At 58.0% G+C, this 13,350-nt stretch carries 12 protein-coding genes; 4 read left to right on the top strand and 8 right to left on the bottom strand.

Annotated elements, in window-relative coordinates:
- Positions 1-2: 2 nt before the first annotated feature.
- A complete protein-coding gene (locus tag JT51_RS02230) occupies positions 3-1,406 on the top strand; it encodes a TRAP transporter large permease (RefSeq protein ID WP_037307308.1) in 1,404 nt (467 codons plus the stop codon).
- A 142-nt stretch (positions 1,407-1,548) separates the two neighbouring features.
- Here the strand turns inward: JT51_RS02230 and JT51_RS02225 are convergent, their stop codons facing one another.
- Both JT51_RS02225 and rocF read right to left on the bottom strand, forming a co-directional pair.
- On the bottom strand, positions 1,549-2,592 hold the full coding sequence (locus JT51_RS02225) for an ornithine cyclodeaminase (RefSeq protein WP_037307306.1): 1,044 nt from the start codon (positions 2,590-2,592) through the stop codon (positions 1,549-1,551).
- Positions 2,592-3,512, bottom strand: coding sequence for an arginase (gene rocF, locus JT51_RS02220; RefSeq protein ID WP_037307304.1), 921 nt, complete (start codon positions 3,510-3,512; stop codon positions 2,592-2,594). The genes JT51_RS02225 and rocF overlap by 1 nt, the downstream gene beginning before the upstream one ends.
- 86 nt (positions 3,513-3,598) lie before the next feature.
- On the opposite strand from rocF, the gene JT51_RS02215 reads away from it, so the two are divergent.
- Entirely contained in the window at positions 3,599-4,027 is a 429-nt protein-coding gene (locus tag JT51_RS02215) for an Lrp/AsnC family transcriptional regulator (protein ID WP_037309291.1), read from the top strand.
- 105 nt (positions 4,028-4,132) lie between these two features.
- Positions 4,133-6,742, top strand: a complete 2,610-nt coding sequence (gene mprF, locus JT51_RS02210; RefSeq protein WP_037307302.1) for a bifunctional lysylphosphatidylglycerol flippase/synthetase MprF — start codon at positions 4,133-4,135, stop codon at positions 6,740-6,742.
- Between the two features lie 3 nt (positions 6,743-6,745).
- Here the strand turns inward: mprF and JT51_RS02205 are convergent, their stop codons facing one another.
- The 6 genes from JT51_RS02205 to JT51_RS02185 form a co-directional block, all read right to left on the bottom strand.
- Positions 6,746-8,308 (bottom strand): efflux transporter outer membrane subunit, encoded by a 1,563-nt coding sequence (locus JT51_RS02205; RefSeq protein ID WP_037307300.1) that lies wholly within the window; start codon positions 8,306-8,308, stop codon positions 6,746-6,748.
- 11 nt (positions 8,309-8,319) lie between these two features.
- Positions 8,320-9,465 (bottom strand): HlyD family secretion protein, encoded by a 1,146-nt coding sequence (locus JT51_RS02200; RefSeq protein WP_037307298.1) that lies wholly within the window; start codon positions 9,463-9,465, stop codon positions 8,320-8,322.
- A gap of 21 nt (positions 9,466-9,486) precedes the next feature.
- Entirely contained in the window at positions 9,487-9,849 is a 363-nt protein-coding gene (locus JT51_RS02195) for a DUF3302 domain-containing protein (protein WP_037307296.1), read from the bottom strand.
- A gap of 34 nt (positions 9,850-9,883) precedes the next feature.
- Complete coding sequence (locus tag JT51_RS02190; protein ID WP_051927388.1) at positions 9,884-10,450, bottom strand: disulfide bond formation protein B; 567 nt, start codon at positions 10,448-10,450, stop codon at positions 9,884-9,886.
- A gap of 8 nt (positions 10,451-10,458) precedes the next feature.
- Entirely contained in the window at positions 10,459-10,614 is a 156-nt protein-coding gene (locus JT51_RS22050) for a DUF5993 family protein (protein ID WP_200876056.1), read from the bottom strand.
- A gap of 118 nt (positions 10,615-10,732) precedes the next feature.
- Positions 10,733-11,494 carry a DeoR/GlpR family DNA-binding transcription regulator gene (locus JT51_RS02185; RefSeq protein ID WP_037307294.1) on the bottom strand — a complete coding sequence of 254 codons (762 nt, stop codon included), beginning with the start codon at positions 11,492-11,494 and terminating at the stop codon, positions 10,733-10,735.
- 238 nt (positions 11,495-11,732) lie between these two features.
- On the opposite strand from JT51_RS02185, the gene glpD reads away from it, so the two are divergent.
- Positions 11,733-13,322, top strand: a complete 1,590-nt coding sequence (gene glpD, locus JT51_RS02180) for a glycerol-3-phosphate dehydrogenase (protein WP_037307292.1) — start codon at positions 11,733-11,735, stop codon at positions 13,320-13,322.
- Positions 13,323-13,350 lie beyond the last annotated feature (28 nt).

The raw sequence follows: 13,350 nt of genomic DNA, 5'->3' as shown, positions 1-13,350 counted from the left end.
ACATGGACACAATAGACATTGGCCTGTGGGTCACGGGTGGCCTGCTGGTCCTGGTGTTCACGGGAATGCGGGTGGCCTTTGCGGCAGGTCTGGCCGGACTTGTGGGGCTGGTCTGGATATTCTGGGCCAAGTTTGGCTATGATCCCGATCGGTTCGGCAAAGCGTTGACAATTGCGGTCAAGACAGCGGGGCAGGTGCCGCATTCGAAGGTGGCGTCTCATACGCTCAGCCTGATCCCCACCTTCATCCTGATCGGCTATCTGGCCTATTATGCGGGCCTCACGCGCGCGCTGTTTGAGGCAGCCAAACGCTGGGTGGCCTGGGTGCCGGGCGGGCTGGCGGTTTCCACCGTATTTGCAACCGCAGGATTTGCCGCCGTGTCGGGCGCGTCGGTTGCCACATCCGCCGTGTTTGCCCGGATCGCCATCCCTGAGATGCTGAAGGTTGGCTACAACAAGCAATTCGCCGCCGGAGTCGTCGCTGCTGGCGGGACATTAGCCTCACTGATCCCGCCTTCGGCTATCCTTGTTATCTATGCCATCATCGTTGAACAGGACGTGGGTAAGCTGCTGCTGGCCGGGTTCATCCCGGGGGCGTTTTCAGCAGTGATCTACGGGCTGTTGATCGTCGGCATCGCGGTCATCTTCAAATCAGTCGGGCCACCTGTCACGGGCTTTACCTGGAAGCAACGCTTTGCCGCCTTGCCCGGGGCTTTTCCGATCGTGGCGGTGATCCTGATCATCATCTGCTTTGTCTACAATCCGTTTGGTGAAAAGGCATGGGGCACCCCGACCGAGGGGGGCGCAATCGGGGCCTTCATAGTGTTCTGCTTTGCCTTGTTCCATGGGATGCGCTGGACCGAGTTGAAATCCGCGCTGCTGGAAACTGCCAAGCTGACTGCGATGATCTTTTCGATCATCTGGGGCGTGCTGATTTATGTGCGATTTCTTGGCTTCGCAGACCTGCCGGGCGTATTCTCGGACTGGATCACCTCGCTTGAAATGTCGCCGATGCTGATCTTGATCTGTATTCTGCTGGCCTATGCGGTCTTGGGCATGTTCATGGATGCCATCGGGATGCTGTTGCTGACATTACCTGTGGTCTACCCGGCCGTGATGGCCCTGAATGGCGGCGAGACGGTCAGCGCCGCAGAAAGCGCCTTTGGCATGTCGGGTCCGATGTGCGCAATCTGGTTTGGTATTCTGGTGGTCAAGATGGCCGAGTTCTGTCTGATCACCCCTCCCATCGGGTTGAATTGCTTTGTGGTCGCAGGTGTCCGCCCTGATCTAAGCGTTCAGGACGTGTTCAAAGGTGTGACCCCGTTCTTCATCGCGGACGCCGTTACCATCGCGTTGCTGGTGGCTTTCCCTGGTATCGTACTCTACCTCCCGTCCCTGGCGGGTTAGAGCGGGACAATATGCGAGGCTCTGCCTCGCGCTCCGGGATATTTAGGGCCAGATGAAGACGGGGACCCGTGCTTCATCTGGCTGAAAATATCCCGGGGGAGACGCCCGCAGGGCGGCGGGGGCAGAGCCCCCATGCGCGACGTCACCCGGCGCGCATCAGCATCCCATAAAGATCTCGTGGATCGTCCGGATCAGTCAGCATATCCAGAGGCTCATAAAAATCAGTCCCTTCGATGGCGGACTTGATGTAGCGTAGGGCTGAAAAATCCTCGATCGCAAAGCCGACGCTGTCGAACAGGGTGACCTGACGGTCATCTTGGCGCCCCTTTGCCTGACCGGTCATGACCTGCCAGATTTCGGTCACTGTGTGATCCGCGGGCAGGGCCTGAATCTCGCCCTCGATACGGGTTTGTTCGGGGTATTCGACGAAGATGTCGGACCGAAGCAGGATATCTTTGTGCAATTCGGTTTTGCCGGGGCAGTCACCTCCGATTGCGTTGATATGTATGCCGGGGCCGATCATGTTATCGGTCAGGATCGTGGCGTTCTTCTTGTCTGCGGTGCAGGTTGTGATGATATGCGCACCTTCGATGGCATCTTCAGCGGTTGTGCACTGTACCACGGTCAAACCGGAGTTCTTCAGGTTGGCGGCGCATTTCCTGGTTGCGTTCGGGTCGGTATCATACAGCCGAACGGTGTCGATGTCGCACATTGCCCGGAATGCCAGGCACTGGAATTCGGATTGTGCTCCGTTTCCGATCATGGCCATGGTTTTTGCCGCTTTGGGCGCCAGATAGCTGCCAACCAGGGCCGAGGTTGCCGCCGTCCGAAGGGCGGTCAGCAGTGTCATCTCGGTCAGCAGGGTGGGATAGCCGGTGTAGACATCGGCCAGCAGCCCAAAGGCAGTCACGGTCTGCAACCCCTCAGACGTATTCTTGGGGTGGCCGTTGACGTATTTGAACCCATAAGCCTCGCCGTCCGAGGTTGGCATCAGCTCAATCACGCCATGCGGGGAATGGGCCGGGATGCGGGGCGTTTTGTCAAAGCTTTCCCAGCGTTTGAAATCGGATTCGATCTGTGCCGCGATCTGAGTGATTATCTGCTCGACCCCGATGTGATGCACAAGCCGCATCATGTTGTCGACGGATACGAACGGCACAAGCGCCTTGTCGGAAGGTTGGGTCATCAGAAACTCCGGGTGGGTCGGTCGAAGATGCGGCGCCCAAGGAGAGAGGCGGCCAGATCGACCATCAGTTTTGCGGTACGGCCGCGCTCGTCCAGAAACGGGTTCAATTCTACCAGATCCAGTGAACACACAAGGCCACTTTCGTGCAGCAGTTCCATGGCAAGATGGGCCTCGCGCTCGGTTGCGCCACCGGGGACGGTGGTGCCGACTGCGGGCGCGATGGACGGGTCAAGGAAATCCACATCCAACGAGACGTGAAGAATGCCGTTTGCGGCCCGAACCCCGTCGAGAAAGGCCATCAAGGGTGTCTTGATGCCATGTTCGTCTATGCCGCGCATATCCACCAGCATTGCCTGATCCTGTTCCAGCCGGGCACGTTCGGCGGGGTCAACGGATCGCAGCCCGATCATTCCGACGCGATCCGTGGGAACAGGGGCTGGCAGGGGCGGGAAGGCGTCAAAGCCAGATTGCCCCGTGAAATAGGCCACCGGCGTGCCATGCAAGTTGCCGCTGTCGGTGCTGCTTGGCGTGTGAAAGTCGCTGTGGGCATCCAGCCAAAGAACGAACAGCGGGCGGTCTATCTTTTGCGCATGTGCGGCCATGCCTGCGACGGTTCCCATAGACAGGGCGTGATCGCCGCCCATGAAAATCGGCAGGCCCATCGGGGCGGCCTCCTGCGCAACACGACAAAGGGCATTCGTCCAGCCGATACACTCGGGCAACGCAAACAGATGTGCGTGATCGGCCACGTCCGTCTTGTCCGGGCTGACATCCCCGATATCGGATACCCTGTGGCCCAAGTCTGTCAAAGCTTGTTCCAAACCGGCAACCCGATAGGCATCGGGACCCATACGGCACCCCTGACGACGCTTACCTGCGTCCATCGGGGCACCCACCAATATTACATTCTTATTGTTCATGTGTTTATCTAAACCTGCATGATGGCTTGCGGGAAGGAGCCAAAATGCTCAAAAAGAAAGCCGAAAGTACAAAGTGGAAAGAAACCATGGACGATTTGGATAGCAGGTTGCTGAGCGCCCTGCACCGAGACGCGCGCGCATCACTGTCCGAGCTTGCGGAAACACTGGGGGTAACGCGGACCACTGTCCGCAGCCGGTTGCAACGTCTCAAGCAATCCGGCGAAATCGTCGGGTTCACGGTGCTGACGCGCAGGGATGTCGCGCAAAGCCCGGTGCGTGGTCTTATGATGCTTGAGATCGAAGGCCGCGGAACCGAACGCACCATGACGCGAATTTCGGCCATGCGTCAGGTGCGTGCGGTACATTCCACGAACGGAAGCTGGGATCTGATTGCCGAAATCGGCACTGATACCCTGGCCGAGTTGGATGAGGTGTTGTTCCAGATACGCCGCATGGAAGGCGTGACCCGGTCCGAGACCAATTTGTTGCTTTCAACGCGCAAGGGGCGGTTTTGACATTTTACCCGTAGTGCTTTGAGGTTTAATGAAAATGTGTAAGAGTTACGTGGCATGAGCTGTCCGTGTCAGGACATTTGCAAGGCCTGAGAGCAGGGAAGAATCATGACCACGCATGAGACGGGCAAAGAACTCTGGGCAGTTCGTTTGGCGGAAAAGGTTACCGGGGTATTGGAAAAGCCCTGGGTTCGGATTGCGGTTCCGATTCTGGTCACCCTTATCGCGTTGATCGTGTTGCACGAGCTGTCCTCGCACGTGAAATGGGGGGACGTGCAGACGGATGTCGCCAATACCTCGTGGAAGCTGATGTTCTTTGCCCTGTGCTGGACATGTTTCAGCTTTTTGTCCCTCTCCATGTATGACGTACTCGCCGTACAAAGCGTGGCGGACGGAGAGGTGCCCTTGCCCGTTGCGGGCATGGCCGGGGCCAGTGGTTATGCGGTGTCGAACTGCCTTGGGTTTTCCTACATCACCGGGACGGCGATCCGCTATCGCATCTATGCCTCGCTTGGGCTGGACCTAAGCCGGGTTGCCGGGGTCATTGCGACATCGTGGATCGCGTTCTGGTCCGGTCTGGTGCTGCTGCTGGGTGTATTGTTTACCCTGCATCCTGACGGGATCTCAAAGGTTCTGCCGATCAGTGACACCGCAGAGACAGTGATCGGGCTGTGCCTGATTGCGGGGCTTGTGACGCTTTTCATCTGGCTGGCAAAAGGGGGGCGCAGGCTGGCCTATGGTGGGGTGGGGTTCAATCTGCCCGGTGGCAAGCTGGCGGGCCTGCTGACACTGGCCGCAATCGGAGATCTGTTTGGCGCCTCGATGGTGCTTTATGTGCTGATGCCCGACGATCTGGGACTGGGCTACCCTTATTTCTTTACGATCTATATCGGCGCGATTGCTGTTGGTATCCTCAGCCACGCACCGGGCGGCATCGGTGCGTTCGAGGCGACGTTGATCGCCGGTCTGGGGGCGTCGGGTCGTTCGGATGTGATCGCGGCCTTGCTGTTGTATCGGCTGGTCTACACTTTCCTGCCGTTTGCCATCGCCACCTTGTCCATCGCGGTCGCCTCGGCGTTGACGCATCGTCGCCACATCAGCGGTGCGGCCACCTGGGCATATCGTGCGATCCGCCCAATTGTGCCGATGGTGGCTGCAGGGGTGGCCGCCGTGGCCGGAGTTGTCTTGCTGGTGTCAGGGGCCTTGCCCGCCAGCAGTCAGAATCTGGGTGTGCTGCGCGACGTTCTGCCGTTGTCCTTTGTCGAAGCCTCACATCTTGCCGGCAGCGCCGTTGGGGTTCTGCTGATCCTTGTGTCGCGGGGATTGTTCCGAAAACTCTATCGCGCGTGGATCGTGGCCATGCTGCTGATGGTGGCGGGGTTTGTGGCATCGCTGGCAAAGGGGTTGGATACGCATGAGGCGCTGTGCATGTTGGGCACCATCGCCTTGCTGGCCATGTTCAAGGGGGCGTTCTATCGCGTGAGCGGGGCCTCAATCTTTCGTCTGAACATCCCGTGGCTGGTCAGTGTGATCGCCTTGCTGGCTGTCATTTTCTGGATCGGGCTGTTCGCCTATTCCCATGTGGAATATCAGAATGCGCTGTGGTGGGATTTTGCGTGGAATGGCGATGCCTCGCGCTTTTTGCGTTCAAGCCTGGTGGTGGCCGTCATCCTTGGCATCGTGGCGGTGAACTCTTTGTTCGGGCGGCAAATCCCGACCCCGGTGCGCACCGAAATCCCGAAGGTGGTCGAGCGTCTGGTGATGGAGTGCGAGGATACCGAATCCCAGATTTCCCTGACCGGCGACAAGCAATTCCTGATCTCGCCCGATGAAACCGCGTTTCTGGCCTATGCCGATACCGGCAATGCGCTGATCACCAAGGGCGAACCGGTAGGCGATGAAAAAGCCGGGCAACAATTGATCTGGCAACTGCGTGAACGGGCCGACCGCGAAGGCAAACTGTGTGCGTTCTACAGTGTCTCAACCAAATATCTGCCAACTTTTCTGGATCTGGGCCTGTCGATCCTGAAAATCGGCGAGGTGGCACGGGTGCCGCTGAAGGATTTCTCGCTGGACGGTAAGTCCCGCAAACGATTCCGGCAGGCCAAGAACCGGGCCGCACGCGAGGGTTATGTCTTCGAGATCATCCCGAAAGAAAATCTGGCCCCGGTCTTACCAGAACTGCGCAAGGTCTCAGACCACTGGCTGGCCAGCAAAGCGGGCGAGGAAAAGGGCTTTGCCCTTGGTGGTTTTGACGATGATTATCTATCGTATTTTGACCATGCCGTGCTGCGCAATGGGGACACCGGCCAAATCGTTGCGTTTGCCAACCTGTTTCAGGGGGGGCAGAAATCCGAATTGTCGCTGGACCTGATGCGGTATGTGACCGACAGCCCCAGCTTTGTCATGGACGCGCTGTTTGCCGAGATGATGACCTGGGGGGCAGAGCAGGGGTTCCAATGGTTTTCACTGGGGGCCGCACCGTTTTCAGGGATCGAGAACCGACAGCTGGCCTCGTTCTGGAACCGCGTTGGCGGCTTTGTTTATGAGCATGGCGAGCAGTTCTATCACTTTGAAGGTCTGCGGTCGTTCAAGCAGAAGTTCGACCCGGAATGGAGCCCGAACTATCTAGCCAGCCCCGGCGGGCTGGCGGCCCCGCGCATTCTGTACGAGGTGAATATCCTGATCTCGGGCGGGCTGCGTGGCCTGACAAAGTAAGGGTCAGTTCAGGCTGGCCTGCGTCGGCGTCTTTTGCAGCAGATCGCCCCAATCGGTGCGATAGGCCATCTCGGCCAATACCGTTTCGGGCAGGAATTCCTGATTCTGCCGAATTTGCCAACCGCCACCCAGCCCTTTGTAGACAGCGACCAAATTGCTGGAGACCTGCTGCCTTGCGTCGATCAAATTGACCTGAGACCGCAGCAGCGCGGTCTGGGTGTTCAGGATGCGGGAATAGTCGGCGATCCCGTCGCGGTATTGGTTCACCGCAATCTCGGCCGCTTTGCGCGATGCGGTGACGCTGTTTTCATAGAACCCCACCTGCTTGCGCGACTGGGCATAGGCGACCATGGCGCTTTCGACCTCGGAATAGGCGGTCAGAACGGTGTTCTGGTAATTGGCGATCAGCGCCTGATAAGCGGCGTCCTGCGCGCGCACGTTGTTCTTGATCCGACCGTAATTCAGCACATTCCAGACGACGCCAGCATTCGCCAAACCTGTGGTGCTGTTGGTCGAGAACAAGTTCCGGCCACCCGAAGCCTGCAACCCGATTGAGCCAGACAGGATAAATTGCGGATACAGATCCGCCAGTGCGATCCCAACCTCAGCCGATTGCGTGGCCGCTGCCAGTTCGGCCGCGCGCACGTCCGGACGGCGGCGCAGCAACTCGGCCGGGACGCCGACAGCCACGTTGGAGCGGGCATGAGGAATCCGACCGGAATTACCCAGCAGGCTGGTCATGCGTGATGGTGTCGTGCCAAGCAGAACGGCCAGCGCATTCTTAGCTTGTTGAAGGTCGCTCTCGACCTCGGGGACCAGTGCCTTGGTGTTGTTCAAAAGGGCGGTGGATTCCTGAACGTCCAGTTCGGTTGTCACGCCGTTATTGAACCGCAACTGGGTCAAATCAGCGGATTCCTGTTGAATCTTGATATTCTCACGCGCGACGGCCAGTGATTCCTGCAAGGCGCGGATGTTGACGTACAAGGCCGCCACATCGCCGGTTAGCGTGACCAGCGCGTCGTCGTAATTGGCCACTTGCAGGGCCAGATTCGACCGGGCCGCCTGAACACCGCGGCGCTGTTGCCCCCAAACGTCCAACTCCCATTGCGCATCGAACCCAACTTGCGAGGTCGAGAATTGGGTATCCAGAGGGATGATCCGGTTGATATCTGAGACCGGCCCTAGGTTGTCGCTGATCTGTCGCCGTTGCAGTGAACCACCGATTGCCTGCGATTGCGGGTACAACTCGCCAAAGGCGATCCCCAGCTGCGCGCGGGCTTGCAAAACACGGGCACCGGCCACCTGTAGGGTCAGGTTTTGCGCGTAAGCTTCGGCAACCAGTTTGTTCAGGGTCGGGTCGTTGAAGGTTTGCCACCATTTCACCACCGGCGCGCTGCGCGAGGTCAGGCCGCTTTGACCGACGCTTGGGCTGTTCACTTCAACCCATTGTTTCACAACCGGAGAGTTCGGCCGCACGAAATCGGGGCCAACCGGCGCGCAGCCGACCAGCAAGGCTGCGCAAAGGGCGGTGCCGATCAGTCTGCGATTAAGTCTGGCCCGGGTCATGTGATGCGTCCTCAGATATCCAGTGGTCGGATGAAGTTGGCGAAGGAATACAGGCGGGTGTTGATACGCCGCAGGAATTCAAAGCTTTTGCCTTGGCCGGTATAGATCGCCACCGCCGCGTGCCCACCTGCGGGAAAGGTGTGGTTGTCAGGGATATCAACCGAAATCTGTACCGCGATGCGCCCGGGCAGCTTTGGCAACTCAAAACCCGGCAGGCGGCCCGAGGGCAGGTATTGCCCCTGACGCGTGGCCCACCAGATTGCCTCGACCTTGCCGGTCAGGATTTCACCGGGGTAAAGGTCAAGCGCAACCTCAACTTCTTGGCCGGGTTCGACGAATTTCAGGTTTTGCTGGCGGTAGGTGGCCAGAATATAGGGGTTCTCTTTGGTCACAAAGCTGGCGATTGCCCCCAGCCGAATATCACCCACCACCAGGCCCGGCCGGGCCTGTTGCGAAACGATCATGCCATCTTCGGGAGCGTAGATCGTTGTATTGTCAAGGAAGTACTGCGCCTTTTCCAACTGCGCCTGCGCCTGAAGGATGCCTGTGTTCACACCGTCAATCTGGGAATCCAGCGCCAATTGCGCCTTTTCAAAATTGGCCTCGGCCTCTTTGACCAGCGCCTGATCTTCGGTCACCTGTTCGTCCCAGCGGTCCAGTTCGTCCTGACGCGCGCCCCCGGCGGGCACGAGGTTTTCGTACCGCGCCTGCTGCGTCAGCGCATAGGCCAGTTGCGCATTGGCGCGCTCGATGGCCTCGGACGCGGCGATCACGTCCTGTTCCAGGATTTTGGCGTTCTGCTCGGCCGCGACCAGCTGTGCGGTGGCTTCTTCGACCTCAAGCGCGAACACCGTGTCGTCAAAACGATAGAGCGGATCGCCTTTTTTGACCTGCGTGTTGGGCTTGACTAATACCTCGGACAGGATTGTCGGTTCGGTCAGTCGCGGCACGATCTGAATGGTCGAGCGGACGACATGGGCGTCCAGGGAAAATGGCTGAAAGAACCGCAGCGCGACCAGAAAGATCAAAAGCAGATGCGCGCCGACCCAAAAGGATACGATGCCCCAAGTGATATTGAACTTCAGCAACTTGGCTTTGAAGAAAATGAACCAGACGAAAATGATGTAGAACAGCGTAATGCCGAGGGCGACGAACATATTGAGTGGTTTCCTTTGGCCTTAGCTTTTCTGTGTTTCGTCGGGATCAAGCGGGTCGCGATATTCCTCGTTCAGGGTGCCGCCCAATCGTTTGATTTCCTTGCGGACCGCGTCACGCTCATCTTCGGGCATACGGCGGATATCGACGGTGGTGCCGTCGTGGAACGCCCAGATAAAGGCGTGCACCCATGGAACAATCGCCAGAAATCCCATCCAGCCCATGATCTTGACGGCCTCGGCATGGGGATGGTTGCGTTTGATCGCGATACGCCCCGGCAGCCCCATGATGAAAAGGAACAGGCCCATCACCGCAGCCAGCAGCAATATCAACGCCACGAATGTCAGATAGTCATAGTAGCCTAGCGGCTGCCCAAGTAGTCCCATGCTCGCGCCTCCTGATGGGAAGGTTGACCCATCCTCAGTTGTTGGTGCCCAGTTCGTCAATCAATTTGTAGCTGGTCGGTGGATCAGCACAGATTCCCGGCCCACATTCCAACAGGGTCGATACCGCGTTCAAAGCGGCCAGACCGAGCATGATGAAGAACGCGATCCTGGCTAAGATGCTGCCGCCGAAACGTGGTTGCTGGGTGTTTGCGGCGTATTGCCGATCAAACAGCAGCATGATCGCGGTGCCCAGCAGGATCAGAAAAAAGCAGATCGCCGCCCAGGTGTAATAGTGCAGCCCCAACACGGGCGAGCCATAGTGACCCGTGCCCGGAACGATATGCAGCAATATCTGACGTACCGATACACTGCCGCCGTATAGCGCAGCGATCAACATCAGGGCGTAATGCGCGGGCCGCGCCCCATACAGCAGATTCAGGCCCAGACCGACGCCCACAGCAACCAAACCGACCCTTTGCAACAAGCACAAAGGGCAGGGCAGTTCATAAAGCGTCAGTTGGTAAATATATGCCAGCACCAGCACCAGGCTTACGGCCAGCATACCCAATGCGTTCAGATTTCGGGACAGATCGGGTGTCATCTTTGCCCCTATAGCTGGATTGTCAGCGGGCTGGTGGCGTGGAATTTCAACCAATAGATCCCAAGCGCCAGCGTGAAAAAGAACAGCACATTGGCCGCTGTATTCCGTCGAAAGTAATTCAGCCCCATGGTGGCTGTGAGCAACGCAAACAACAATGCAATCACGGCGCGGACCTCTCCCTCCCGTGCAACGATTTCAATATGTTGTGATAGTGTCAGGTCAATTCGCCCCTGACAAGAACCGTATTCGGAAATTCGCGTTAAATGGGAAAGATACGCGGAGTCATGGGCACAGGGTCAGCTGCGTGTTCCATTCGGCGCATTTTAGGGTCAGGTCGTGTGGCGGGGGTTGGTCGGAATAGAAAACGTCGATCGAAGACAGGGATGCAATCCGGGCTGGGGCCGTCCGCTGAAACTTGGATTGATCGGCAACCAGAAAGGTCTGTCGCGCCTGTGCGATGATGGTCTGGCTGACCCGGACCTCTTGAAAATCGAAGTCCAGCAGGTCTCCCTCTGCGTCCAGCGCCGAACACCCGATGATTGCATAGTCGAACTTGAACTGTTCGATGGTTGAAATCGTCAGATTGCCAATCAACCCCCCGTCTGAACGGCGCAACACACCGCCCGCCACAACAATCTGACAGTTGGTGTTTTCAATCAGAATGTTGGCGACATTCATATTGTTGGTCACCACCATCAGGTCTTTGTGGTTTAGCAATTGCCGCGCCACCGCCTCAGTCGAGGTGCCGATGTTCATGAAGACAGAGGCCCCATCGGGGATGTCATCGGCACATGTTCGGGCAATGCGCGTTTTGGCATCCTCGTTCAATGCGCGGCGATCTTCGTACCCAATGTTGGAAACACCGGACCGAAGCACTGCACCGCCATGGACGCGGTCAAGCTTGCCCATCTCGGACAGTTCGGACAGGTCGCGGCGAATGGTCTGGACCGTAACGCCAAATCGCACGGCCAGTTCTTCTACCATCACGCGGCCGTCCTGCTTGGCGATGTCCAGAATATCTGACTGTCGAAACGAAAGGGACATGTCCAACTCCAGTTAAATCAATGAATTCGTTTTTGTTCCATTTTTGTGGATTTGCAAGTGGAAGATACACGATCTTGTTCATGTGATGACAGTTTTGGGCGGAAAGCTGTGAATTACAGTTTATAGGGTGACTTTCTTGCGCAGCTAAAGAGCGAACAAAAACGAAAACTAACGTTGACGAAGCGAGTACTCACCGGGTTAATGAGCGCAAGTTTTCCAACATGGGGAATCATCCGGAATGGAACGTCAAAACGGCCACATCGCTGACCTTTTCATCATCGGCGGCGGGATAAACGGGTGCGGGATCGCGCGGGATGCGGCCGGGCGCGGCCTGTCGGTGACTTTGGCCGAGATGAACGACCTGGCATCGGCGACTTCATCGTCTTCGACCAAACTGTTTCACGGTGGTCTGCGGTATCTTGAGTATTTTGAGTTCCGGCTGGTTCGCGAAGCTCTGATCGAACGTGAAACCCTGTTGCGGGCAATGCCGCATATCAGTTGGCCGATGCGCTTTGTGTTGCCCTATCACGCGGATATGCGATTTGATTCCGAAACGCCCACCTCGCGACTGCTCAGCACCGTTATGCCGTGGATGCGCGGGCGACGGCCGGCCTGGCTGATCCGGCTTGGGCTGTTCATGTATGACCATCTGGGAGGGCGGAAAATCCTGCCGGGAACGGCATCTCTGAACCTGAAAACAGCCCCCGAAGGGCGGCCATTGCAGGACAAATTCGAAACCGCCTATGAATATTCGGATTGCTGGGTCGAGGATTCGCGTCTGGTTATACTGAACGCCCGCGATGCCGAGGCGCGCGGGGCAGAAATTTTGGTTCGTACCGAAGTTCTGGCAGCGAAACGCGTCGATGACATTTGGCATGTAACGGTTCGCGACCGGGACAATGATGAAACCCGAACCGTGCAGGCCAGAATGCTGATTAATGCTGGCGGTCCCTGGGTCGGCGATATCATTCAGACCAAAATCCACGTGAATTCGCGTGAAGGCGTCCGGCTGGTGCGCGGCAGCCATATCGTGACCCGCAGGCTGTTTGATCACGACAAATGCTATTTCTTTCAGGGCGAAGATGGGCGCATCATCTTCGCCATCCCGTATGAGCGTGATTTTACCCTGATCGGCACCACGGATCAGGATCATCCAGACCCGTCCGAACTTCCGGTCTGTACTGAGGCAGAACAGGACTATCTGTGCGCCTTTGCTTCGAAGTACTTGGATAAACCGGTCACGCGCAAGGACATCGTGTGGACTTACTCCGGTGTACGCCCTTTGTATGACGATGGGGCGAGCAGCGCGACGGCTGCGACGCGGGACTATACGCTGAAAGTGGACGCTCAGGGCGGGGCGCCGGTTCTGAACGTCTTTGGCGGCAAGATCACAACCTACCGGCGGCTGGCTGAACACGCGTTGGAAAAGGTGGCAGATCATTTCCCCAACCTGTCCGGTCCGTGGACTGCAGGCGTGGCCTTGCCCGGCGGCGACTTTCCCGTTGATGGGGTGCAAGAGCTTGTGGCGGGGCTGGAGGCCGATTTTGCCTTTTTGAACCGCGCCTGGGCCGAACGCCTTGTTCGGGCCTACGGGACCGAGGCCCGCGTGATGCTGAGTGATGCGATCACGGCCGAGGATCTGGGCGAGGATTTTGGGGCCACCCTGACCGCGCGGGAACTGGAATGGCTGATGGACAAGGAATACGCGCGCAAGGCCGAGGATGTCGTCTGGCGGCGAAACAAGCTGGGGCTGCGGCTAAGCGCTGACCAGGTCGCCCGCATTCAGGTCTGGATGGCTCAACGGAATGCCCAGACGGTCGCCGCCTGAGGTCAAGTAAAAAGTCCCGCCAATCTGG

The organism is Ruegeria halocynthiae, from assembly GCF_000743705.1.
Lineage (GTDB): Bacteria > Pseudomonadota > Alphaproteobacteria > Rhodobacterales > Rhodobacteraceae > Ruegeria > Ruegeria halocynthiae_B.
Note: the sequence above shows the minus strand (reverse complement) of the source record. Positions and strands in the feature narration are given on the sequence as shown.

Excerpts from the sequence above, each read along its gene's own strand:
- JT51_RS02230 (WP_037307308.1), top strand. The coding sequence starts at position 3 with ATGGACACAATAGACATTGGCCTGTGGGTCACGGGTGGCCTGCTGGTC.
- JT51_RS02225 (WP_037307306.1), bottom strand. The coding sequence starts at position 2,592 with ATGACCCAACCTTCCGACAAGGCGCTTGTGCCGTTCGTATCCGTCGAC.
- rocF (WP_037307304.1), bottom strand. The coding sequence starts at position 3,512 with ATGAACAATAAGAATGTAATATTGGTGGGTGCCCCGATGGACGCAGGT.
- JT51_RS02215 (WP_037309291.1), top strand. The coding sequence starts at position 3,599 with ATGGACGATTTGGATAGCAGGTTGCTGAGCGCCCTGCACCGAGACGCG.
- mprF (WP_037307302.1), top strand. The coding sequence starts at position 4,133 with ATGACCACGCATGAGACGGGCAAAGAACTCTGGGCAGTTCGTTTGGCG.
- JT51_RS02205 (WP_037307300.1), bottom strand. The coding sequence starts at position 8,308 with ATGACCCGGGCCAGACTTAATCGCAGACTGATCGGCACCGCCCTTTGC.
- JT51_RS02200 (WP_037307298.1), bottom strand. The coding sequence starts at position 9,465 with ATGTTCGTCGCCCTCGGCATTACGCTGTTCTACATCATTTTCGTCTGG.
- JT51_RS02195 (WP_037307296.1), bottom strand. The coding sequence starts at position 9,849 with ATGGGACTACTTGGGCAGCCGCTAGGCTACTATGACTATCTGACATTC.
- JT51_RS02190 (WP_051927388.1), bottom strand. The coding sequence starts at position 10,450 with ATGACACCCGATCTGTCCCGAAATCTGAACGCATTGGGTATGCTGGCC.
- JT51_RS02185 (WP_037307294.1), bottom strand. The coding sequence starts at position 11,494 with ATGTCCCTTTCGTTTCGACAGTCAGATATTCTGGACATCGCCAAGCAG.
- glpD (WP_037307292.1), top strand. The coding sequence starts at position 11,733 with ATGGAACGTCAAAACGGCCACATCGCTGACCTTTTCATCATCGGCGGC.